Raw genomic sequence first — 21,996 nt, forward strand, 5'->3', positions numbered from 1 at the left:
ATCAAATGTCAAGAACAGCAACTCGCCTGTTTGGCCGAAGGGCTGCAGCATGATGATTTTGCCGCCTCTTGCGCTGCACGGTGTCTTGGCTTGCAGATGGCGGTTCTCGAAGCAAGGTTCATGACCACGCGCTCGTCTTCAATCTGCAGATTATTGACGTAGAATATCCGCATCGGGACGGTGGGAGTGCCCACTTCAAACGTCATCCTCGCAGCCGCATCCAATTCGATCCGGTTTGCGACCTGCGCAAGGATGTTACTGAACTTGGATACGGACATGTAAGTGCTTCCTTCCTCAGATGCCCTGTCTTCCACCTGAAGAATTGTCTCGTGCCACTGATCCGGTTTGCCGCCGCAATCAAGGGTAACGAACGATCCGGCTTTCACCTCGGTGACGTGATAGCCAGCCTGAATGGTACGCCCGCCATATTTGATGACGAGTGGTTTGTCGGGATGGTTGACCAACGCGTAGAGCAGATCGCTGAGTGACGCGTCGGCATGAAAATCAATGCGAGAGGGGGTGGCAATCATGTTCATTTTGATATATCCTCATTTCAACATCTTTTGAGATATTGAGATAAAAATGAACGAAATGCAAGCCCTCGACGCTTTTGCGTCCTTGTCACAGGAAACCCGCCTCCGGATTGTGAGGCTTCTGGTTATTGCTGGACCGGATGGAATGCCTGCGGGTGCAGTCGGAGAAGCGATGGGCGCCTCTTCCTCCAAAATATCGTTTCACTTGAGCCATCTGGAACGTGCGGGCCTAATCCGGTCGCGGCGTGAAGCGCGTTCAATCATATACAGCGCAGTCTATCCGGCTCTTTCAGGCCTCATTGAGTTCCTGATGCGCGATTGCTGCCAAGGTCGATGTGATCCGACAGAAGCTAAATGCGCTCCGGAAACCTGCTCGGTTTAAACTTGATCCCCACGCGGACATTCAAATGTCTCGATATGCTTCCCTTGCAGAAAGCTCTTAAATGTCCGCATCATCCACTCAAGGTCGTCTGGTAGTGGCCGCTCTTGGCCTCACTCAGATCATTGGTTACGGCACACTCTATTACAGCTTTACGGCCCTTGCAGCTTCCATGGCACAAGACTTTCATTGGCCGCAGGAATGGGTCTTTGGGGCATTTTCGATCTCGCTTCTGGCCGGAGGACTAGCTGCCCCGTTGGCAGGAACCTGGATTGATCGGCACGGTGCCGGAAAAGTCATGGCCTTGGGTTCTATTGGAGCCGCAGTCGCACTTGTTGCCTGTGCCCTTGCGCCCAATCCAATCCTGTTTGCCATTGGTTTGATGGCAATTGAATTGGCATCGACGTTCGTCCTTTACAACGCGGCCTTCGCTCTACTAGTCCAGATTAATCCTACCACCGCGCAACGCAGCATTACTTACCTCACGTTGATTGCCGGGTTCGCGTCGACGATCTTCTGGCCGTTGACTTCCGCGCTCCATGCGACCCTTTCCTGGCAGCAGGTCTACTACGTCTTTGCCGCCATACACGTGGGCGTTTGTTTCCCGATTCATTTTTGGCTGGCCTCACTGTCAAAGACCCCAAAGACTGCGCAAACAGGTACGGTCGTGAAACACGCCGTCGAGGGCAGCCTACCCGCTCACCGCAGACAATCGGTGTTCGTGCTGATGGTATCGGGCATTGCACTGATCAGCTTTATTGATGCCGCCATCCTTATCCATATGCTGCCGATGTTGACCGCATTGGGTCTTGGAAGCGCAAGCGTCCTGATCGGCACATTGTTTGGCCCTGCTCAGGTCGCCAGCCGACTGTTCAGCATGCTCTCCGGCGACAGGATACAGCCGCTTGGTCTGGCGCTGATTTCCGCTCTCCTGGTTCCCGTTTCGATTTGCGTGCTACTCTTAAGCGGCAGCTGGATTGCGGGTGCCTTGCTATTCGCCGTGGTCTTCGGACTGGGTGCGGGCCTTGCAAGCATCATACAGGGCACCCTCCCGCTCGCGCTTTTCGGCAGCCACGGATACGGTCAACGTGTCGGCAAGGCCACGGCCATTCGCCTGATCGCAACCTCCGGCGCACCATTTGCTTTTGCGTTCGTCATGCAGCACCTTGGAGCACGGACAAGCTTGATTATCTCCGCCGTGTTGGGATTGGTGGCGGTCGCGACGTTCGCCGCGATTGGACACGCGAGTCAGCGCGTCTTGGTTCGAGAGCAATCCTGATCGCAATATCTGATTTCTTGACTCTATCCCCCGGGGGATACTCTCATGCATTATGAAACATGCATCCCATCCCAGTATCATCGTTCGCCTCAAACGTGCCCAAGGTCACCTCGCCAAAGTTTTATCGATGTTTGATGACGGTCGGCCTTGTGTTGATCTCGCTCAGCAACTCCACGCAGTCGAAAGCGCGATTGCCAACGCCAAGCGTGAGCTGATCCACGACCATATCGAGCACTGTCTTGATGACAGTGGTGAAGGCCATGGCCAGCACGACGCAATCAAAGAGCTGAAACTCATCACCAAATACCTGTGAGAACACCCATGTGGAACAAAATCCTGGATTGGTTTGGTTTCGGCAGTCACGCCCATGGTGGCGGCGAACATGGCCATGATCATCATGATGATCATCGGCACAGCCATGGTGTGATTGACGCTACCATTGCGACGACCGACAGAGGAATATGGGCAGTCAAATGGTCGTTCGTTATCCTTGCCGTCACGGCAGCAATGCAGATTGGTGTCGTGGCGATATCAGGCAGCGTGGCCTTGCTTGCCGACACCATTCACAACGTCGCTGACGCAACAACCGCCATTCCGCTATGGATCGCGTTCGTGCTGGCGCGGCGAAAGCCAAGCAAGACCTTCACCTATGGCCTTGGCCGTGTGGAAGACCTTGCTGGTATCATCATCGTTGCTATCATCCTGTTCAGCGCGCTGTTTGCCGGATATGAGGCAGTCCACCGCTTGATCAATCCTCAGCCTGTTACCAATCTCGGCTGGCTGACTGCAGCAGGTATTGTAGGCTTTATAGGCAACGAGGTGGTAGCAGTATTCCGCATTCGCGTTGGACGTGAAATCAACAGCGCGGCATTGATAGCAGACGGTTTCCATGCCCGAACGGACGGGTTAACGAGCCTTGCTGTGGTGGCTGGCGCAATCGGTGTCTGGTTCGGATTTCCACTTGCAGACCCCATTGTTGGCTTGCTTATTACCATCGCAACTTTCGGCATTGTCTGGCAGTCCGCCCGCTCGGTGTTGACGCGTATGCTGGACGGCGTTGAGCCTGAGATCGTCGATGAGATCGAACACGCGGCGATACATGTTTCTGGCGTCAGCAAGGTTGTGGAGGCAAAAGCCCGCTGGCTTGGGCATAAGCTGCACGTTGATGTTTTGATTTTGGTAGACGATAGCCTACTGCTTGCCGAAGCCAACGCTATATCCGGAAGACTTGAACAGGAGCTGTTCGCCCATATTCCAGCTCTTTCAGTCGCAACAGTCCGTTTTGTCTCCCCCGAAACGCGTGGCAATCATCACGCGCCAGAACCGTTCCTCGTCGATGGAAAGCTGGCCAATGGCCTCCTGGAGATCGTCGACACCGATGCGGGCGAACGCATGCGTCTGCGCGTGTCGCGGCATGTTCAGGGCATGCAGGCAAGCGTCAACATTCAACGTCCGGATGGATACATCGAGCACATTGCGTTGAACCCTGTGAATGACGATCATCACTTCCTGCAAAGCGCTGTCGCACCGGAAGAACCACATGAGTTTGATGCGGTATTGCAGCTTGCTTCGAAAGCATTGACGGAGGAATTGCCATTCCGAATGGTTGAACCGGAAGGACATCATCATTGAATTCGGGTGCAGAAGCGCTCGGAATGTTGAGATTGTACAAATACGGCAGCCAGCAGAAAAGGATGGCTTAAGAAGCGAAAACAATATGATAGTGGCATTGAACTTTTGCACGCCAAACGAGGTTTGAAAACCACGCAACGAGATTTATGGACCTAGGACGTGTTGACAAAGAGGGTTTTCAAATCACGTAGGTTTTGATTCAAGGTAGCTTTCACGGAGGTTATCTTGATCCGAGGTTTGATGAGCGATGAGGAATGGGCCTGCCTGGAACCATTTGTGATTGAACGAGGCGCTCGCAGTGGGCGACGACCAAGAGATCACCGGCTTGTTCTGGATGGGGTATTTTGGATCGCACGGACAGGTGTCGCTTGGCGCGACTTGCATGAACACTTTGGCAAATGGTCATCAGTTTACCGCCAGTTCCGGCGCTGGACACTGTCGGGCTTGTGGGATGTGCTGCTTGAGGCCTTTAACGAAAGTGGTGACGGTAATCCCAGCCTGCAAATGATCGACAGCACAATCATCCGGGCACATCATTGTTCAGCCGGCGCTAAAGGGGGACTCCGCGTCAGGGTCTTGGCCGCTCAAAAGGTGGCTTTACGACCAAAATCCATCTCCGTATCAATGCGATGGGCCTGCCCATAGCCTTCACACTGACTAGCGGAGAAGTCTCGGACTTCAAGGGATACATGCCCGTTATGGACGCCGACGGACCCGCGCCAAAGGTGCTACTGGCTGACAAGGGTTACGATGCCGATTTTATTCGTCAGGACATGGAAAAGCGCGGTGGTATCGCCTTGGTGCCGACCAAACGCAACAGGCTCGTCCAGCTTCCCATCGATACCGCTATCTATGCCCTGCGCAACATGGTCGAACGTTGCTTCAACAAGTTGAAAAACGCTCGAAGGCTTGCAACCCGATACGACAAAACCGCCGACAGTTATCTCGGCTTCGTCCACATCGTCTCAATCCGCCTGTGGATGCGCCACTTTGTCAACGCCTCCTAAAGCCCCCCCCGCGGTTGCTGGCAGATCGCATTAAAGGCCAGTGTTGTCCGAATTACAGTACATCAGCGGGAGTGCCTGCAACTTAAAGACTCCAAAAGTATCATGTGACGCAGTGAAAGTTGTAAGTGTCGCGGGTCATTTTAAAGATGAAAACATTCAAAATAAACTCCAGACGGGTAGTAATAATTTATTACTATTAGCTATTTGTGCGGAACAATTTTCCTCTAATACCGTTGATTATTGGGTTATGTTACCCTGTTTAAGATATTTGGGAGAATACAATGTTTAAAGCAATAATGGTTGCATCCGTTCTTAGTCTCGCCTTTATCCCATCTGCATTCGCGGAAGATGCGATGAAGTGCGATGAGGCTACCATGATGAAGATGAAAACCGACATGGATATGATGAAAGAGCCTGCCATGAAGGACAAAAAGACATGGCCATGAAGGAAATGGACATGGCGAAAAAATCCATGGAAGCAAAAAAGCTCGACGAATGTGCAATGCACATGGGTAACGCAGAAAAAGCAATGAAGAAAATGTAGTTCTAGCGTTTCTTAATATCGCAGAGAGAGCGAAGCCAACGGCATCGTTCTCTTTTCATCTAAATGAGAAGCCACATTCAATTTCAAACAAAAAAGAATAAAAAAGAATAATTAGGACTCATCATGAAACTCACTGCAGTTGCATTGAATTGTACTCCCAAAGCATAGGGGTCATCCTCCACGCAAGCGATGATTGATTTGGTGCTGGCCGCAATGATGAAACTTGGGGTTGACGGAACGAGCATAAGACTTGTCGAATTCGATGTAAAACGGGCGTATCTTCATACGAAGGCGTTGGAGATGATTGGCCGACCATTGGGCAACACGTTCTGAACGCCAAGGCACCCCCTACACGCATCAAGTGCGCGACACAGAATCACATGTGATTCTTTCGACTCAAGTTTTCACTGAAAACTTTCGCAAACGAGTCGGCTACTTATGGGCAAGCTTCGCCGGGGGAGTACGATTAGTGCCCCGCTCGCGAAAGCTCTGCACCGAAAGTTCGGCCGCGATCTGATCTGGGCTCCTTATGCAGATGTTGAATTATTCATGATTGCCGAGATGACGAGATTGCGCGTCTTCCGGATCGGCAATTGCTTCGAAGCTTTATTGCCTATCAAACAATACATAGGCGATAATCGGCATTCCAGTTTGGTCCGTTTACGCAAATGGAAATGAACAAATACCTGCTTGCCCTATCGCCATTATCCAGAGGCACCATTCGATAGCTTGGCCGCAATTGCGAACAACGATCGAATAGCAGTTCTTTCGCGTTCGCTCTTCAGACAGGCAATGAAGTCGGTACTTTGAAGGTTGGATCCGGTGATGGGGATTGCTCTCAGGCGCTCAGTGTCTTGCGCTTCTCCATCCCAAACAATTCCATAGCCCAAACCTTGCGAAACGGCTTCAATCAGGGCTTCCCGGCTGCCGAGTTCGACCAGAGAATTCGCGCTTATGCCTGCCTGCTTGAACGCAGCGTCAATTCTTGTCTGGGTCATGGAACCGTGCTCACGCCTGAGCATCGGCAGATCATTCAAATCGGTAAATTCCACACTTGCTCGTTCAGACAAGGGGCTGCCCCTCGATGCGATGAGAACAGCCTTGTGGTGCCAAAAAGGAATGGCATGTACTTTGAGGTGCCCTTTGATACCCGGTAGAATTGCGATATCTGCACGTCGATCTAAAAGCTCCTGGCGTACGAAGGCACTGTTACCGGTCCCTACTGCCAGCTTGATGTGTGGATGCTGTAGCCGCAGTTGGCTGAGCAACCGCATGACGACATGCGGGCCATCAACCACGAGGCGAAGCCGGGTTTCTGGCTTTTTCTGCGACTGACCAAGGGTCTCGTCGATTGTTTCTTCCAAGGTCGTGAATTGGCGGGTGATACGAAAGAGTTTCTCACCGACCTCAGTTAATACGATCCGCCTACCCTCGCGGTTGAGCAGTTGAACACCGTAAGCTGCCTCAAGGGCTTTAACCTGAATTGTGATTGCCGGCTGGGTTAGAGATAACAACTCGGCAGCGCGGGAAAAACTTCCCTCCCTCGCAACGGCATCGAATGCGCGCAGTTGAGTGTACATCATGCGTCTGCCTCCCGTTTGAGGATATCAACGTATAAAATAATTTATACAACTGTTCCTAAAATCTAATTTTACTTATTTCAAGATCGCCATACGCTTCCCTTAATCAATAACTGGGGAACGAGCATTGACACCTCAACTTCAAACGGCATTGGGACTTGCTGCTGCCGGTCGATCAGACAGCATTGCCGGCCTTGCCGCATTAATCCGCATGGAAAGTCCCACGGGCGAAGAGGGAGATGCGCAGCGGTATATTGCTGGCATTCTTGAGACTTTTGGAGCGGAGGTGACACTTGGAGAACCCGATATTGAAGCGATGTTTGCTCGATATCCTGATATCGCCCAGTATCCGACCCATTGGCAACACGACCTCATTCTTCCTTATGACAGCCTGCCGTCGCATGAGGACCTGCTGAAAAGCGGGCTGAATGATGTTCTCAATTATGACGGCCGTCCCAACGTCGTTGGTGTTTTTCGCGGAACCGGAGGAGGCCGCAGCCTCATACTCAACGCACACATTGACACGGTTACAATTGAGCCGACCGGCAAATGGACGCGAGCACCTTACGGAGCAGAGATCGAAGACGGCATCATGTATGGCCGTGGAACCTCCGACATGAAGGGCGGCATGATGGCGGCAATCATGGCGATCATCTATTTGCAGCAAGCCGGGGTTGCCTTGAAGGGCGACGTTATATTCCACAGTGTCGTCAATGAAGAACATTCCGGCAATGGGACTTTGGATTTGGTTCGTCGTGGCTGCCAGGCAGACGCTGCGATTGTTCTGGAGCCAACAAATAATCAGATTCTCATCAGTCAGCCCGGTGGCCTCTACTGGCAATTGCGGATTTCAGGAATTGCTCGCTCTCCTGGTGCAAGATGGAACGGACCCAATCTTGAAGGGATCAGCGCAATTGAGTTGCTGCCTGTGGCAATCGAGGCCTTGGCGAAGGTTGAACGTTCCTACAACGACCAGAGCGGTTCGCCAGATAGCAAGCCGTTCTCATTGGTCATGGGCAAGATCAATGGTGGGCACTATGAAACTGTCACCGCTGATGAAGTTATCCTGAAAGGCGGGGCTTATTTTGCGCCGCAGATCGGCAGTGTAATTGATGTCATGCAGCGGCTTCGCTCGTCCATTGACGAAATCAATCGCAGCAATCCCTTGCTGCGCAAACACCCGCTGAAGCTTGAATTCCTGCATCATGACGACAGCGTCATGCAGGACGTCGATATCGATATTGCCAAACACCTCGGCCACATCCTTGGCCAACGCGGCAAAAACCCCGTCCCCCTTGCAGGTCCATTTTGCTGTGATGCCCGCCATCTCGTCAACCGTGGAAAAATACCGACAGTCATCTTCGGTCCTGGCACGATTGCACAGGCGCACAAGCCAGACGAATGCATTCAAATTTCCGATTATCTGGATTCCATCGAGACCCTGATTGAACTCATAGGCACATGGTGTGGCGAGGCCCCAGCCGTCGCCGCCAAGTCAACAACTGCGGAAACGGTAAGCTAAATCTATCGTTGAATGACCTTAAAATAACGCGAAAAGCGAGGGGAATATGTCAGTACAAAGCGAGACCATTCTAATACCAGCAGACGTTAATTCATTTAGAAAAGCACAATGGCGCGTTTTGTTCGCCGTCATGTTTTGTTACTTGTTCTTCTATACCGGGCGGCAGACATTTGGTTTTGCCATTCCCGGCATGCAGAAGGAATTCGGGCTATCCAAGGAAGCTCTTGGCTGGGTGTCGGCCATAATGCTTTGGTCCTATGCTTTCGGTCAGGCGATCAATGGAAGTCTGGCCGACAAGTATGGCGGTCGCAGAGTTATGACTGCCGGCGCGGTCCTCTCATGTCTGGCCAACTGGGTTATGAGTTTTGCCTTGGGCTTCAAAACCCTGGCACTGCCTTGGGGCATCAACGGTTATTTTCAGGCGTTGGGTTGGGCTCCCGGAAGCCGGATTTTATCAAATTGGTGGGATCGCAGCGAGCGTGGCAAAGTATACGGCCTTTACGTTCTGGCTGCGAGTTCAGCCTCTGTCCTGTCATATGTGACGTCAATTTTGGTGGTTGGTGTCTTTGAAATGGACTGGCGATGGATATTCAGATTGCCGGTACTGCTCATGTTGATCGGCGGTATGACGTTCTATATTTTCGTTCGCGACCGCCCCGAAGATTTGGGTTTCAAATCGCCAGATACCGGAATGGCCAATGATAATTCCGAACCAGCATCACAGGTGGATGGAGAGACAGTTTGGGAACGCTACAAGGCGGTCCTGAAACACCCAAAAATCCTCATCGCGTCCATTTCCATTGGATTTATGAATGCCGCACGGTATGGACTGATTGTTTGGGTCCCGGTCCACTTTCTCGGAGCGGATTGGTCCAAATCGCCCAATTCTTTGATCGATCCAAAATGGATCTCAATTGCACTGCCTATCGGCATGGCATTTGGAGCTATCTCAAACGGTTGGATATCAGACAAGATATTCGGTTCGAACCGCAGCAAGGCAATTGTCCTGTTCATGCTGATCGGTGCACTTACCTCGCTCGGCATGTATACGGAATCCCCGGGCTACGTGATGCTGGTTACGCTCTTTGCAGCGGGGTTCTTCGTTTATGGGCCCGCATCTTCATTCTGGGCTTTATGTCCTGACCTGGTCGGTGCCAAACGTTCGGGAACGGCAACGGGCGTCATGAATGCGTTTGCATACGTCTTTGCTGGCTTCAGTGAGCCGCTCATCGGAAGGCTCATAGATCAGAGTGGACATACGTCAATTATTTTTCCAGTCGTCGCCGGCAGTTGTATTGCCAGCGCCTTGATAGCTGTGTTCATACGGCGTTGAGCTTAGATCGGAAACTCTTCAAAAAGCATCGTGGTTGGACAACCGCGATGCTTTACGTTCAAACTCCCAAGCGGTCAAAAAACAATGAGGTTTACGCGATATCCGACGGGCCGGAACGCGTGAGATGAAATGCGCCCTTCGCCCTCGTGAAACTCAGGGCCGACTGCAATTCCGGCAAACATAATAGAGTAATGAGCCAGATCTGTTTGGTCGTCATGTCCTAAGCGCATCCACCACAACTGTCGAACTGTACTTAACCGCGAGACGTTAATTCCAATCAATTCCATGAGTGATGATTGCAGATAATCCGAGATATAGCACTTAATATGAGATTTTGACGCGGTGTACTGCAGTCAATGCAAGATTTCTGAATTATCACGTTGTCACACAAAATTGGAATCGGACTGACCATTTAACGTTTAGATTCTTAGGCTAATTCAAATGAACTAGTCTCGTTGTTGCTGTAATTATGAGATTCATGGCTGTGAAATCTCATGTTTAACTACAACACCATCGATCCAGAGCAGCATTCTCACGTTTAAGTACAATGCGACAGCGCCCTTGCGGATGGAGCTGTGATCCGGGACGAAATCCAGACTGACATGATCGATCACCGCGTGGCCCCGATCTTCGATCCCTTCGGCCACATTTGGACGTTGGTTGGAGCGAAAGCCCAGGGACAGGTCACAACCGGCATAATTATACCGCAAATGTCTGTCGCGAAACTCTGACTTTTGCGAGCGAGTTTTGCGATAGAATTTTCCCTGAACTTTCAGCGCCGCCGATTTTGTTGCGAATGTTAGGAGTTTCGCGACAAGCAGCTCTTACCTAGACTTGCCAAATCCCGATGCGATTGCCATCCGGGTCGGTGAAAACCGCCATGCGACCGTAGCCCGGCAGTTCCCAGGGCTGCACGACGCACCGACCGCCATTCTTCTCGACCCCTGCAAGCGTGGTTTCGATGTCGTCCACCGGGAAATAGACCACCACGCCAGACGGATGGGAGCTGCCTTCGCTGGCTTGGCCGATTCCTCCGGGGATTTTCTCGTAGGTCTGCGTGAGGCCGTAGTTCAGCGGCTCCAATACATTGAAGTCCCAACCGAATACGCCTTTGTAGAACGCCCGCGACAAAGCAGCGTCCTTGGCATTTATGTCGAACCACATTGCGGGCTTGGCCATCATCTTCTCCTTGGCGCGTGTTCGGGCATGTGTGGGCAAGACGAACGATAACCAAGCACTCCGACATATGCCCGAAAATTTTCCGACAAAGGTCGATGTTCGAGCTCGACGCTAAACTCCCGAGTTTTGAATCGGTTCTGCGTCTGATCTATGATCGTCGCAGAATAGAGATTTCCGCGACGGATTGCACGCGGTAGGAAGCCGTCCAAGCTGTGAAGGTCAAGGCCATTCCCTCGGAAAATCAGCGCAGAGGCGCCGTGCTGACCACGCGGTGTAATGTGTTGCAAACAAATTTGATTATTTTGGCTGCGCAGATTTCCTGTGACGCAAGTGAACGTGGGTGGCGTACCAACTGCCTGATATCGGCTCACCGATAACGCCGACACTATGTCTGGATGCGCAAAGTTGATCAAATGCGATTGGTTTCAACATGACATGGTGAGTGCTCTTTAGAGATGGCTGGAGGGTAGGATGTTCAAAGTGATCGCCTCAAACGTTGAACAATATTTTGGTTTTGACCCTCGGCGAGAGAATGATCTCCGTTCCGTCGATACACTTATCGTCGGTGCCGCGCCCAACTGGAAACGGTGGTTTGTAGCGGGAACACCCCAAGGCGAACCAGGGATGAGGATGTCAATGATCGGTTACGGCCACTTTCACTACAGCGTCAAATCATCCCGGACCCCCGTGAATTGGCCCGTTCTTGGAATGGCGTTACAGAAGAACAACATCAGCCTTTATCTCTCGGCCAGAGACGATGCCGGCCCTGTTGCGGAGCAATACGCCGAGAAACTGGGCAGAGTATCAGTTAGCAAAACAGGAGCAATTCGGTTCAGGTGCGTTGCGGATTTAGACGTGAGAGAGTTTACGAATATGCTCCACAGAGTTGAGCGGGATATGGAAAACGGAATTCTCGAACTTCGTTATGGCCGGGTTGCAGGGAACTGACGACCGTTCTTTCCATGTCCACAAAGTCTGTGGTCAATTATTTCCTCCACATTGTAGCAAATAGATTTTCCCGTTCGTCCTGCGTTTGTAAAAGCTATCAAAAGGAGAATGAAATGTCTGCCGAACAGGAAAAATTTGTCATTCAAGCCGTAATTGAAGATTGGGCAAAAGCGCTCGGTGATATGGACGCCAAGCGTGTCCTATCGCACTTAACCGATGATCTGGTTGAGTTCAGCCTTGCTCCACCTTTGCAATTTCAAGGTAAAAATGCCGATAATTTACAAAACTGGTTTGATACCTGGGTCGGACCCATCGGTAATAAGTCCCGCGATGCCAAAATCACTTGCAGTGAGAATGTCGCATTCGCACGCAGTCTGGTCAGAATGATGGGCACGAAAGCCAGTGGTGAAAAAGTGGATCTGTGGTTCCGTCAAACCCTCGGTTTGATCAGGATTAACGGCACCTGGAAGATTTGTCACACACACGAGTCGGTGCCTTTCTACATGGATGGCAGCTTCAAGGCCGCGATTGATCTGAAGCCCTGATACGCTAACATCAAACGCGGAACTCATGAGCGCGAAGCTGGAGGAGGTGTCGAAGCGAGCTGGAGCATGGCCAGGAAAATGGCCGCAGGCATGTCGCAAGGTGTGGTGACGCTCAAACAAAGTTCTTGTCGGCGCCCCTATCTGTGTCTCTTGCGAGCCTTCTCGGCTGTATCCTCTGCAAACCCCTGAGTTTCTTAGGGCGAAAACTGCCCGCTGCGAAACCATGTATCCCTGAAAATATTTATTTAATTCGTTCGAGTGTCAAATCGCCATCTTCCGCAAACTACCCCAAGTTGATCTCGCGTATTGGTCGAATGGCGATCAGTTCGGCACAGAAGGCTCCCTGGTGCCGACTACTCCTGCAATGCACCCTTCGATCACATACGCAGGAGCCGCGAAAAGGCATCAACCAGCTGGTCGAACAGAAATGGTTTCCGGATGACAGCATGATGTGCATAGCCGTCCCAAACATCGCTTGAGCTGTTACCCGTTGAGAAAACAAACGGCACTCCGCGAGTAACAAGAGCATCGGCTACTGGCCGACTTTTCTGGCCGTTCAAATTCATATCCAGCATGGCGGCGTCAAAACTCTGCCCGCCGATCAGATTGATTGCCTGCTCGTTCGTCGCTGCGCTCGTCACAGATTTGCATCCAAGGTCGGAAAGCATGTCTTCGATCATCATAAGGATGAGCATTTCGTCCTCGACGACCAGAAGACGGCGACCGGAAAGCAATTTATCCATCGGCGCTCGCTTTTGGCACGGGGAAAGTCACTGTGCACTGCAGGCCTTCAGGAGGATACTCGAGGCGAACTGTGCCTCCTATCTCGTGAGCCAAACCTGTTTCTATCATGCGGGAGCCAAAACCCCGCCGCAAAGGCTGAGCTACAGCTGGTCCATTCGCCTCCTGCCATTTCAAGAGAAGTCGACGGCCCTCCGCCATCTCCTCGACTTCCCAATCTATCGAGACCGAACCCGTATCATTGGAGAATGCGCCGTACTTAACGGCATTGGTCGCCAGCTCGTGAAACGCGATGCCCAGTGCCAGTGCGATTTTAGGTGAGAAGAGAATATTGCTGCCCTTGATGACAATCCGTTCGGCCCGGCCGCCAGTTATTCCAAACGGTTCCAAAGCGTCGGTGATCACGTCGAGTAATCCCGTGTCCTTCCAGTTCTGCCGTGTCAAAAGATCATGTGAACGGGACAAAGCCTGCAACCGTGATTCAATTGCTTGCTGAATGGTCTTTGGATCAGCGTCCATCCGCAAGGCTTGCCAGACAATCGATTGGACTGTCGAAAGCGTGTTCTTGACGCGGTGCGTAAGCTCCTCAATGAGCATCTTGGAATGGACCTGCTCTTCCTTGTGTTTGGTCAGGTCCACAAACGAGGCAAAGTGCTGAACGATGTCGCCTGCCTCGTTCTTCACGGGACTGACAAACATCGCCGCCCAAAATTCGCTACCGTCTTTGCGACGATACAGAATTTCAGAACTGTGATCATCATGCTTTGCAAATTCGGCACTGACATCTACCAAGGCAGACGCATCTTTAATATGCGCCAGCAGGAAATTGAAATTCTGGCCGAGCACTTCTTCCCGGTCATACCCGGTCAGGTCTAAAAAACTGTCATTGGCAAAGATGATGGGATGTTCAGGTTCCTTGGCATCGGTAAACACCATTGCCATTCGTGTTGTCTCGGCAGCAACCACAAATGGTCCAAGGTCTTCACTGAAACTCTTGACTTCAGCTTCGGCGTCTTTTTGCTCATCGCTCTTGTTGGCAATCCTGGGCATGTTTTTCTTTAATCCAGATTCCGCGATGAAAACCTCAGGACAACACTGCAAGAATCGATGGCTTCAAAACTTCTTTCACGTTGAACTGCCCGTTCGACGATCTCATCGATACTGCGTAGTTTTAAATTGAACAGGGCAATGACTGTGCGTCCCAGACGGTCCGAATGAATGTCCGTTTTGGGTGAACGTCCGAGAATTATTGATGCCTTGTCGTGTGCATCTTGCATCGCAAGCCAATCGTCGTGTGTATATTGTTGTAGAATGCGGTCATTAAATCCCATGCTTTTATCCCTTGATCGGGCGAAAGCACTATGGCGTCTTCCAAGCGTCAGGAGCCTGTCAAGTTACAACCCGGCGACGCACCGATAGTACGCCTGCCGTTGGAGGTTGCAAAACAATCCTCTAACCCACTGTTATTGCGCGGGGAGTTGGCGCGCTTCAAAGACGTGGTTGGGATTTTTCTGACTCTTTGCTTCAGCCCATTCAGTTTGAACTGAGACAAGGACTTCGCACCAAAAAATTTGGACTGACCCATATTCATGGATCAGTCCAATTTCACAACCTGCCCGCTACGTTAGAGCAGCTGCTTAATACCAGCGACCGCGGCCGTACCAGCCACCGCCGCCCAGAAAAAGAACAATTAAAACGATAATGAGAAGTGTGGTGATGTCCATGATGCTCTCCTGAGCTATCGTACCTTATCGCTGATTGGTATCCAGCGAAATCAGCACTACCATTCAAACAACGTTGCCCATGATCTTATGTTCCATTGGCACGCCTTAATGTGGGCCCCAATTCTATATTGGGACGTCAGTTATTGAGGAATGTTCTGAGTGCCTAGGCACATCTGCGCAGGCGCTTCTTCCGCCTACGGTAGTTGACCTGGTCGAGATGCCAGATTTGCATTGGCCACGGACGCGCAACTTCTTACTTTGACCGCAACAAACGGATTCCACCGCCATGCAACAAGTAAACTTTGCGATATCTCAGTAAAAAAAGCGGGTCTGGACGGCGCGCTCTATGATTTGAAAACGTAGATTTACGGCGTGAGATTGCCCGTATCACGCAACCGGTCACGCTCTTTCCTCGCCTCTTCTTCCGTGTAGTCCGGGCGGGAATCGTCGAAGCGCTCCCAGCCTTCCTCACGATACACGGCACGACGGCTGTCCACATCGACGGCGGTGTCGTTATTCAAGATGGCCCGGGCTATTTCGGCCTCATTGTCATCTACTTTGGCGGAGACCAATGTGCTGCCTCTGCGAACGCCCTCCGCATAAACGTGCGCGTCATCTTCATCGACGCCCTCCTTGGTCAATGAACCAATGATACCACCTGTCGCGCCGCCGGCTATCGCGCCTGCTGCTGCACCCGCGGCCGTTGCTGCGAGCCAACCTGCTGCAACGACAGGACCAACGCCAGGAATTGCCATCAATCCCAAACCTGTAAGCAGTCCGCCTACGCCGCCAACGGCAGCGCCTATGCCGGCACCTGCCGCAGCGCCCTCGCCCGCGTTGCTGTCACGATCGTCACTGTCGCGGCCGACAATGCTGATTTTATCCGATGAAATGCCGGCGTTTTCGAGTTCACTGACCGCAGCGCGGGCATCTGAGTGACTGTCGTATAGACCTGTTATCGTTTGCATGTGTCTCTCCCTGATTTTCGTTCTGTTGAAAGTTTATTGAGCAGCATCGGTGATGTTGCCCTGGTAATCGAGCTTCACATTAACTGGCTTGCCATCTTTCTTCGCGGATCCGCTCCAGATGCCGTCCTCACCCTTCATCAAGGCGGTAATGTCGGAATAACCTTTGCCTTCGATGCGTTCCTTGGCCTGGCTTTCCGTGAAGCTGTTGGCTCCAGCCACCGGCGCTGCCGGGTTCTTGGTATCCGGCGTTGCGACCGCAGGTGTTTGCGGATCGGCGGCAGGCTTCGTCGCTTCCTGGGCATATGCTGATGACAGCAATGAAAGCGCTCCAAGCGCCAGTGCGATACGTTTCAGTTTCATATTGACCTCCTGTTTTATCTGATCTGGACGATCAGCTAAGAAGGTAACCGCTGGGATGCCCCATTGTTCCCGCCATACTCCCGCAAACAATGCGCCGTCATGGGTCAACGTTTACGAATGCGGCGGTTTTGAATCGGGCGCTGACTTTAGCAGGTCAACGAAGAAAATTGTTCCTATCAATTGATCCGTGTCGTTATAGACCCGGACAACCCACCTGGTCGAATCAATGCCCTCGAGCACCTCATCGACCATAATTTCCAATGCGGCGCGACGGGCTTCTCCCAAAGCTTCTTCATGGTCGCGAAGCTTGATGTCTGCAACTGGCCTGCCCCCTTGAAAGTGGTCCTTTATGAAGTATGGCTTTTGAGCCGATAAAGGATATTGAGAATGCCAAGCAAACGACACAAGCCCGAAGAGATTGTCATGAAACTGCGTCAGGTAGATGTTCTAAGTTCGCAGGGGGAAGTCGATGGCAGAAGCCATTCGATCGATAGGTGTGACGGAAGTAACATATTACCGGTGGCGGGCCGAATACGGCGGCTTGAAGGGTGATCAGGTCAAGCGGCTGAAAGAACTGGAAGCGGAGAATGCGCGTCTTCGGCGGGCTGTTTCGGATCTGACGCTGGACAAGATGATCCTTGCTGAGGCCGCAAAGGGAAACTTTTAAGCCCCGCACGCCGCCGTGCCTGTGTGGAGCATGTGGTTGAGGAATTTGACGTGTCCGAACGACGGGCATGCCGGGTTCTTGGCCAGCATCGATCCACACAGCGCAAGCTCTTGAAAACACCGGACGATGAAGCGGCACTGACCGCCGACATCATTGCACTTGCTCTCCAATATGGCCGCTACGGATATCGCCGCATCACAGCGATGCTGCATCGTGCGGGTTGGGTGGTGAATGTGAAACGGGTTGAGCGGATATGGCGGCGTGAGGGGCTCAAAGTTCCACACAGACAACCCAAACGCACACGTTTATGGCTGAATGAGAGTTCGTGCATCCGGCTTCGACCGGAATACCCCAACCATGTCTGGTCCTATGACTTTGTTGAGGCTCGCACGCACAATGGAAGGAAAATCCGTATGCTCAATGTGATCGACGAATTCACACGGGAATGTATTGCCATCAGGGTGGACAGAAAGTTGAAGGCGACGGATGTCATCGACGTTCTGTCTGATCTGTTTATCCTGCGCGGCATTCCTGGTCACATCCGGTCCGACAATGGCCCTGAATTCATCGCCAAGGCCTTGAGAGAGTGGATTGCTGCCGTCGGTGCCAAAACCGCCTACATCATGCCGGGTAGTCCATGGGAGAACGGCTATTGTGAGAGTTTCAATTCAAAGCTTCGGGATGAACTGCTCAACGGAGAAATCTTCTACACACTTAAGGAGGCACAAATCGTCATCGAGAATTGGCGACGGCATTACAATACTATCCGACCACACTCATCGTTGGGTTACAAATCACCTGCACCCGAGGCCATCGTCTGGCCGTCTCAAAATGGGCCAGCCTCAACGCCAGTGATGGCAATCAGACCAAGTCTGCACTAACATTAAACCCGGATCGCCTCTTGGGGGCAGGCCAGCTGGAGACAGGCCGCACGTCGTGCCGGCGTGTACACCCTTTTGGGCTTGCGCAAGCAGGTACCGGATATCAGTCCTGTCCAATACGATATCCGCACTCTTCTTAAAGCGGCACGGGCTCTCAATAATAATGAACCCTTTCCGGGAGAGCGGCTGCTCCACCGGTTACTTGACAAAACCTATTTCGCGCACAACCTCCCGCCGCTGCCAGACCAAGAACCCACGAAACGAGAAAAGACCGAAGGAGAACTTGCGGAGTTCTTTGACGCAGGAGGGCAAGTGTTCAGTCGGATCTTGGGTTGGCTGGAAACAGTTCGGGAGAACCTGACCTCGCGGGGGAAGCGTGAATAATTCGGATGGTAAGTTATCGGGTTTATCCGGTTTCTTGGTGAAAGTTGAATTTGGTTGATTTAAGTACGGCCGAAGCGGTTCAAATTTTGCGTAGCCATCAAGAGGGTTAGAATACTCCGAATAAGACGTTGACTACTTTAGGCCAGCGTGTGCGTTCAGTTTCTCCGCCTTCTGCGGATATTAAACCTTACCGTCGGATCGGCAGAGATGCATGGAAGCAGACGCCACAGAGAGCCTTTGTCTCCAATCAGGGTGTATTTCTTAAATAATGTCAGACATGTGGTTGTCGGACTTCTCTGGAAGGCACTATCTCTTCGAGAAGGTTTACTCAATGAGGTTTTAATTGCCCAAATAATGTTAAAGGGAGCGGCAATTTCAGTCTCCATCTCTATAACATTTTGCGGCTGTCACCCTCACCGTCTGTATCGGCGCTAGAAAAATAGCATATCAGCTGCAACTAAATTGATCGTGCACGCGTTGCGAATAAAATTTCCTTTCGCAGGTAATCGGCTCAATCATTGTTTGACAAGACCAGACGCATCGCACTCTTTATCCCAACTCTGCAAGGTGGCGGCGCGGAACGTTCCACCGTCAATCTAGCCAACGGGCTGGTCCGAGAAGGGTATTCAATCGACTTGCTCTTGTCAAAAGCCGAAGGTCCTTTCCTTTCAGACGTCGATCCCTTGGTCCGCATTATTGAACTAGCGACCACGTCCGTGGCGAAAGCATTGGTGGGTTTGGCTGGGCGTCCGTCAGACCTGTTTGGTCTCGCTCATCTTCTTCTTACTCCCCGGTCACCTAAGCCGCTTGCTGTAGTTCCTGATTTGGTACGATATTTGACTCGAGAACGACCCGTTGCAATTCTTTCGGCCCTTGAATACGCCAATGTTGCTTTAATAATCGCATCGGGTGTTGCCAACGTAGACACACGCGTTGTAATCAGTCAGCGCAATCAATTCTCCGCCCAAACAGGTCAATTCAACAATTGGCGCGAAATGCAGCGTGGTCCGGCGTTTGGCCGGTTTTACTCTCGAGCAGATTGCATTATTGCTGTTTCGAACGGCGTTGCAAACGACTTGGCAGAAGCCTGCCAACTGCCCGCACAACGAATTAAGACTATTTACAATGCCGTGTCGGGACACTCTCTCAGCGCAATGGCTGCTCAACGGGTTGATCATCCGTGGTTTGATTCCGGTCTACCGGTCATTTTGGCCGTGGGAAAGCATAAACGACAAAAAGATTTCCCGACTCTGCTCAGGGCATTTGCCGAGGTGCGAAAGGTCCGTAACTGTCGATTGATGATTTTGGGTGATGGTCCCGAGCGCTCAAATTTGGAAGATTTATCCCATGCCTTAGACATCGTATCTGACGTTGCATTTCTAGGCTTTATGCATAACCCTTTCGGTTACATGACCCGTGCCGATTTATTCGTTTTGTCTTCGGCATTCGAAGGATTGCCGGGAGTTCTCATTCAGGCTCTTGCATGTGGTTGCCCTGTCATTAGTACCGATTGTCCAAGCGGTCCTAAAGAAATTCTGGATCATGGGAAGTTCGGTACGTTAGTGCCTGTTGGTGATTTCCACGCAATGTCGAAAGCAATTGTTGTAGCATTGGATAAGCCGCTCAATAAGAATCTTCTCCAAAAACGTGGCGAGGTATTCTCCACGGACGGCGCTGTACAAGCGTACTTAAAAGTACTCCTCGGGTGAAACTAACCAATTCTTAGTTACATGTGTTTGCATCTTTGTAACTACTTTTCTTTATTAAGTGCAAAATCCAAAGCGGCACAGTTTGCATTTATATCAGCAAGGATTTTGCGAGAATGGTGCCAAAATTCTTATTGAGTAATGATTTCAAGTCACCACGTCGAACACGTTGTCCCTTGCCAGCGTACAAGTGAGGCCCGGCGATATTTCACTAGCTGCACCAGTTATAAGCGTCCTTGATCGTCATCAGATCTTTCACAATTCTGATGACATCGAATTAGACAACACTCGCCTCGGCCTGTTCCCGTTTAAGGTCGTCGCTGGTGGCCCCCTTCAACAGGCCAGTTGGCCATCGGAATTTCCGATGGCTGGCCTGCCCCCAAGAGGCGATCCGGGTTTAATGTTAGTGCAGACTTGGTCTGATTGCCATCACTGGCGTTGAGGCTGGCCCATTTTGAGACGGCCAGACGATCGCCTCGGGTGCAGGTGATTTGTAACCCAACGATGAGTGTGGTCGGATGGTATTGTAATATCTTCGCCAATTCTTGATGACGATTTGTGCCTCCTTTAACGTATAGAAGATTTCTCCGTTGAGCAGTTCATCCCGGAGCTTTGAGTTGAAACTCTCGCAATAGCCGTTCTCCCAAGGGCTGCCCGGCATGATGTAATGAATAGCCCCTAGATTTGTAGACACCTTGTCCCCTAAAAATGAGGCAAGGAGCCAATGATGGGCAAGGGTAATTTCACAGACGAATTCAGGCTAGATGCGATCAAACAGATCATGGAGCGCGGTTATTCAGTCGCGGATGTTTCGAAGCGTCTGGGTGTCAGCACACACTCGCTTTACGAATGGATGAAGCGCTATAGCGTTTCTCCGCAATCGGCGGCGAAGGACGATCAATCGTCAGAGATCAGGCGATTGAAGCAGGAACTTGCCCGCGTCACCGAGGAGCGTGACATTCTAAAAAAAGCCACCGCGTACTTCGCCAAGGATGCAAAATGAAGTACGCGTTCATCAAGGTGCATCGTGTGCAATTCAATGTGCGTGTGATGTGCCGCATGCTTTGTGTTCATCCCAGCGGTTTTTATGCCTGGCTGAAGCGGCCGTTCAGCAAACGTGCAAACGAAGATATTCGCCAGACAATGCTGCTCAGGAATGCATGGCACGACAGCGGCAAGGTCTATGGATACCGCAAGCTGCACGATGATCTGCGGGATCAGGGAGAGACTTGTTGTCCGAACCGCGTGGCGAGACTGGCCAGGCTGGCAGGCGTCAAGGCCCAGATCGGTTATAAACGCCGATCGGGCAGATACGGAGGTAGGCCTTCTATCGTCATAGACAACACCCTGGATCGCCAGTTTGATGTCGACACACCTGACAAGGTCTGGGTCACAGATATCACCTATATCAAGACGTATGAGGGGTTTTCTTATCTGGCTGTAGTCATCGACCTCTTCTCCCGGCGCATTGTCGGTTGGTCGATGCAATCGCGCCAAACGACGGACCTGGTTCTGCAGGCTTTGCTGATGGCAGTGTGGCGACGAAAGCCGACAGAGCGAGTGATGATACACTCAGACCAAGGCTCCCAGTTTACCAGTATGGACTGGGCCTCATTCCTGAAACAGCACAATCTTGAACACAGCATGAGCCGCCGGGGCAACTGTCACGACAATGCTGTCGCGGAGAGCTTTTTCAATCTGTTGAAACGAGAACGCATTCGCCGCAAAACATACAGAACACGAGGCGAAGCAAGGCAGGACGTGTTCGACTACATCGAGATGTTTTATAATCCGCAGCGCAAACACGTTAGAAACGGTATGCTGTCACCGGCACACTTTGAACGGAACCACAAACTGAAGACGCAAGGTGTCTAACAAACTCGGGGCTATTCAGGAAAAATATTCAGCATAAGATCAGTGCCGACTTCTTAAGGTTAGGGCGATATCTACAAATCTGCATTTTTTTGTGGGGACAGCTACAGAAAAACGCCCATATTGATTGAGAAATAAGGCTGTTGAGTTGCACCACCAGTTGCCCCATTTTTCCAATTCGCGTTGTCCCACCATTCACGCAAAAAACTCAT

At 51.5% G+C, this 21,996-nt stretch carries 21 protein-coding genes and 3 pseudogenes; 14 read left to right on the forward strand and 10 right to left on the reverse strand.

Translation table 11 applies throughout. The features are described from left to right. Positions 1-8: 8 nt before the first annotated feature. On the reverse strand, positions 9-536 hold the full coding sequence (locus tag HB779_RS21550; RefSeq protein ID WP_188346381.1) for a DUF6428 family protein: 528 nt from the start codon (positions 534-536) through the stop codon (positions 9-11). Between the two features lie 46 nt (positions 537-582). On the opposite strand from HB779_RS21550, the gene HB779_RS21555 reads away from it, so the two are divergent. The 6 genes from HB779_RS21555 (at position 583) to HB779_RS25495 (ending at position 5,276) form a co-directional block, all read left to right on the forward strand. Continuing rightward, positions 583-915 (forward strand): helix-turn-helix transcriptional regulator, encoded by a 333-nt coding sequence (locus HB779_RS21555; RefSeq protein ID WP_188346382.1) that lies wholly within the window; start codon positions 583-585, stop codon positions 913-915. 61 nt (positions 916-976) lie between these two features. Next, entirely contained in the window at positions 977-2,191 is a 1,215-nt protein-coding gene (gene arsK, locus HB779_RS21560; RefSeq protein WP_188346383.1) for an arsenite efflux MFS transporter ArsK, read from the forward strand. 52 nt (positions 2,192-2,243) lie between these two features. After that, on the forward strand, positions 2,244-2,504 hold the full coding sequence (locus HB779_RS21565; protein ID WP_305848994.1) for a metal-sensing transcriptional repressor: 261 nt from the start codon (positions 2,244-2,246) through the stop codon (positions 2,502-2,504). A gap of 8 nt (positions 2,505-2,512) precedes the next feature. Beyond that, positions 2,513-3,823: a cation diffusion facilitator family transporter gene (locus tag HB779_RS21570; protein WP_188346384.1), complete on the forward strand. Its 1,311-nt coding sequence runs from the start codon at positions 2,513-2,515 to the stop codon at positions 3,821-3,823. Between the two features lie 240 nt (positions 3,824-4,063). Beyond that, positions 4,064-4,830 (forward strand): IS5 family transposase gene (locus tag HB779_RS21575; protein ID WP_371823908.1). Its coding sequence is split into 2 segments (ribosomal slippage): positions 4,064-4,385 and positions 4,385-4,830, totalling 768 coding nucleotides; the frame shifts between segments, so codons are not numbered across the junction. Positions 4,831-5,111: 281 nt separating this feature from the next. Further along, complete coding sequence (locus tag HB779_RS25495) at positions 5,112-5,276, forward strand: hypothetical protein (protein WP_244642820.1); 165 nt, start codon at positions 5,112-5,114, stop codon at positions 5,274-5,276. 802 nt (positions 5,277-6,078) lie between these two features. On the opposite strand, the gene HB779_RS21585 is transcribed toward HB779_RS25495, so the two are convergent. After that, positions 6,079-6,957 carry a LysR substrate-binding domain-containing protein gene (locus HB779_RS21585; protein ID WP_188346385.1) on the reverse strand — a complete coding sequence of 293 codons (879 nt, stop codon included), beginning with the start codon at positions 6,955-6,957 and terminating at the stop codon, positions 6,079-6,081. Between the two features lie 124 nt (positions 6,958-7,081). Between HB779_RS21585 and HB779_RS21590 the strand changes: the two genes are divergently transcribed. Together HB779_RS21590 and HB779_RS21595 are read left to right on the forward strand one after the other, a co-directional pair. Further along, positions 7,082-8,476, forward strand: coding sequence for a M20/M25/M40 family metallo-hydrolase (locus tag HB779_RS21590; RefSeq protein WP_188346386.1), 1,395 nt, complete (start codon positions 7,082-7,084; stop codon positions 8,474-8,476). 46 nt (positions 8,477-8,522) lie between these two features. Next, complete coding sequence (locus HB779_RS21595; protein ID WP_188346387.1) at positions 8,523-9,809, forward strand: MFS transporter; 1,287 nt, start codon at positions 8,523-8,525, stop codon at positions 9,807-9,809. An 828-nt stretch (positions 9,810-10,637) separates the two neighbouring features. Here the strand turns inward: HB779_RS21595 and HB779_RS21600 are convergent. Further along, positions 10,638-10,988: a VOC family protein gene (locus HB779_RS21600; RefSeq protein ID WP_244642754.1), complete on the reverse strand. Its 351-nt coding sequence runs from the start codon at positions 10,986-10,988 to the stop codon at positions 10,638-10,640. A gap of 471 nt (positions 10,989-11,459) precedes the next feature. On the opposite strand from HB779_RS21600, the gene HB779_RS21605 reads away from it, so the two are divergent. Both HB779_RS21605 and HB779_RS21610 read left to right on the forward strand, forming a co-directional pair. Next, complete coding sequence (locus tag HB779_RS21605) at positions 11,460-11,936, forward strand: DUF1801 domain-containing protein (RefSeq protein ID WP_188346062.1); 477 nt, start codon at positions 11,460-11,462, stop codon at positions 11,934-11,936. A gap of 113 nt (positions 11,937-12,049) precedes the next feature. Further along, a complete protein-coding gene (locus tag HB779_RS21610; RefSeq protein WP_188346388.1) occupies positions 12,050-12,481 on the forward strand; it encodes a nuclear transport factor 2 family protein in 432 nt (143 codons plus the stop codon). 377 nt (positions 12,482-12,858) lie between these two features. Here HB779_RS21610 and HB779_RS21615 read toward each other — a convergent pair whose 3' ends face one another. From HB779_RS21615 to HB779_RS25810, 6 genes are all read right to left on the reverse strand, one after another. Further along, entirely contained in the window at positions 12,859-13,224 is a 366-nt protein-coding gene (locus tag HB779_RS21615) for a response regulator (protein WP_188346389.1), read from the reverse strand. After that, entirely contained in the window at positions 13,217-14,272 is a 1,056-nt protein-coding gene (locus HB779_RS21620) for an HWE histidine kinase domain-containing protein (protein WP_188346390.1), read from the reverse strand. Before HB779_RS21620 ends, HB779_RS21615 begins: the two co-directional genes overlap by 8 nt. An 8-nt stretch (positions 14,273-14,280) precedes the next feature. Continuing rightward, positions 14,281-14,553, reverse strand: a complete 273-nt coding sequence (locus tag HB779_RS21625) for a hypothetical protein (protein ID WP_188346391.1) — start codon at positions 14,551-14,553, stop codon at positions 14,281-14,283. A gap of 758 nt (positions 14,554-15,311) precedes the next feature. Next, positions 15,312-15,914 (reverse strand): general stress protein, encoded by a 603-nt coding sequence (locus tag HB779_RS21630; protein ID WP_188346392.1) that lies wholly within the window; start codon positions 15,912-15,914, stop codon positions 15,312-15,314. 33 nt (positions 15,915-15,947) lie between these two features. Beyond that, positions 15,948-16,274: a PepSY domain-containing protein gene (locus HB779_RS21635; protein WP_188346393.1), complete on the reverse strand. Its 327-nt coding sequence runs from the start codon at positions 16,272-16,274 to the stop codon at positions 15,948-15,950. A 111-nt stretch (positions 16,275-16,385) separates the two neighbouring features. Next, complete coding sequence (locus HB779_RS25810) at positions 16,386-16,679, reverse strand: hypothetical protein (protein WP_371823954.1); 294 nt, start codon at positions 16,677-16,679, stop codon at positions 16,386-16,388. Between HB779_RS25810 and HB779_RS21640 the strand changes: the two are divergent. The 3 genes and pseudogenes from HB779_RS21640 to HB779_RS21645 all read left to right on the forward strand — a co-directional run bounded on the left by HB779_RS21640 (position 16,662) and on the right by HB779_RS21645 (position 19,915). Beyond that, positions 16,662-17,822, forward strand: a pseudogene (locus tag HB779_RS21640) (IS3 family transposase). The gene HB779_RS25810 and the pseudogene HB779_RS21640 overlap by 18 nt on opposite strands. Positions 17,823-17,876: 54 nt before the next feature. Further along, a pseudogene (locus HB779_RS25500) lies at positions 17,877-18,206 on the forward strand (oleate hydratase); the annotation flags it as partial. A 518-nt stretch (positions 18,207-18,724) separates the two neighbouring features. Further along, the gene (locus HB779_RS21645; protein ID WP_188346041.1) at positions 18,725-19,915 is read left to right on the forward strand and encodes a glycosyltransferase; all 1,191 of its coding nucleotides are present in this window, start codon (positions 18,725-18,727) and stop codon (positions 19,913-19,915) included. 400 nt (positions 19,916-20,315) lie between these two features. On the opposite strand, the pseudogene HB779_RS21650 reads toward HB779_RS21645, so the two are convergent. Then, positions 20,316-20,579: pseudogene (locus HB779_RS21650) on the reverse strand (transposase); the annotation flags it as partial. Positions 20,580-20,639: 60 nt separating this feature from the next. Here HB779_RS21650 and HB779_RS21655 point away from each other — a divergent pair. Then, positions 20,640-21,787, forward strand: a protein-coding gene (locus HB779_RS21655) for an IS3 family transposase (protein WP_188346042.1) whose coding sequence is annotated in 2 segments (ribosomal slippage) — positions 20,640-20,886 and positions 20,886-21,787 — 1,149 coding nt in all. Because the reading frame shifts where the segments join, the coding sequence is not laid out codon by codon here. The last annotated feature ends 209 nt before the right edge of the window (positions 21,788-21,996 follow it).

Source organism: Phyllobacterium sp. 628 (assembly GCF_014189505.1).
In the GTDB taxonomy this organism is placed as follows: domain Bacteria; phylum Pseudomonadota; class Alphaproteobacteria; order Rhizobiales; family Rhizobiaceae; genus Phyllobacterium.

Bases quoted from the DNA above. Each gene is read 5' to 3' on its own strand.
- HB779_RS21620 (WP_188346390.1), bottom strand. From the start codon at position 14,272: ATGCCCAGGATTGCCAACAAGAGCGATGAGCAAAAAGACGCCGAAGCT.
- HB779_RS21565 (WP_305848994.1), top strand. From the start codon at position 2,244: ATGAAACATGCATCCCATCCCAGTATCATCGTTCGCCTCAAACGTGCC.
- HB779_RS21605 (WP_188346062.1), top strand. From the start codon at position 11,460: ATGTTCAAAGTGATCGCCTCAAACGTTGAACAATATTTTGGTTTTGAC.
- HB779_RS21630 (WP_188346392.1), bottom strand. From the start codon at position 15,914: ATGCAAACGATAACAGGTCTATACGACAGTCACTCAGATGCCCGCGCT.
- HB779_RS21610 (WP_188346388.1), top strand. From the start codon at position 12,050: ATGTCTGCCGAACAGGAAAAATTTGTCATTCAAGCCGTAATTGAAGAT.
- HB779_RS21595 (WP_188346387.1), top strand. From the start codon at position 8,523: ATGTCAGTACAAAGCGAGACCATTCTAATACCAGCAGACGTTAATTCA.
- HB779_RS21550 (WP_188346381.1), bottom strand. From the start codon at position 536: ATGAACATGATTGCCACCCCCTCTCGCATTGATTTTCATGCCGACGCG.
- HB779_RS21585 (WP_188346385.1), bottom strand. From the start codon at position 6,957: ATGATGTACACTCAACTGCGCGCATTCGATGCCGTTGCGAGGGAGGGA.
- HB779_RS21600 (WP_244642754.1), bottom strand. From the start codon at position 10,988: ATGGCCAAGCCCGCAATGTGGTTCGACATAAATGCCAAGGACGCTGCT.
- HB779_RS25495 (WP_244642820.1), top strand. From the start codon at position 5,112: ATGTTTAAAGCAATAATGGTTGCATCCGTTCTTAGTCTCGCCTTTATC.
- HB779_RS21625 (WP_188346391.1), bottom strand. From the start codon at position 14,553: ATGGGATTTAATGACCGCATTCTACAACAATATACACACGACGATTGG.
- HB779_RS21635 (WP_188346393.1), bottom strand. From the start codon at position 16,274: ATGAAACTGAAACGTATCGCACTGGCGCTTGGAGCGCTTTCATTGCTG.
- HB779_RS21555 (WP_188346382.1), top strand. From the start codon at position 583: ATGAACGAAATGCAAGCCCTCGACGCTTTTGCGTCCTTGTCACAGGAA.
- arsK (WP_188346383.1), top strand. From the start codon at position 977: ATGTCCGCATCATCCACTCAAGGTCGTCTGGTAGTGGCCGCTCTTGGC.
- HB779_RS21570 (WP_188346384.1), top strand. From the start codon at position 2,513: ATGTGGAACAAAATCCTGGATTGGTTTGGTTTCGGCAGTCACGCCCAT.
- HB779_RS21615 (WP_188346389.1), bottom strand. From the start codon at position 13,224: ATGGATAAATTGCTTTCCGGTCGCCGTCTTCTGGTCGTCGAGGACGAA.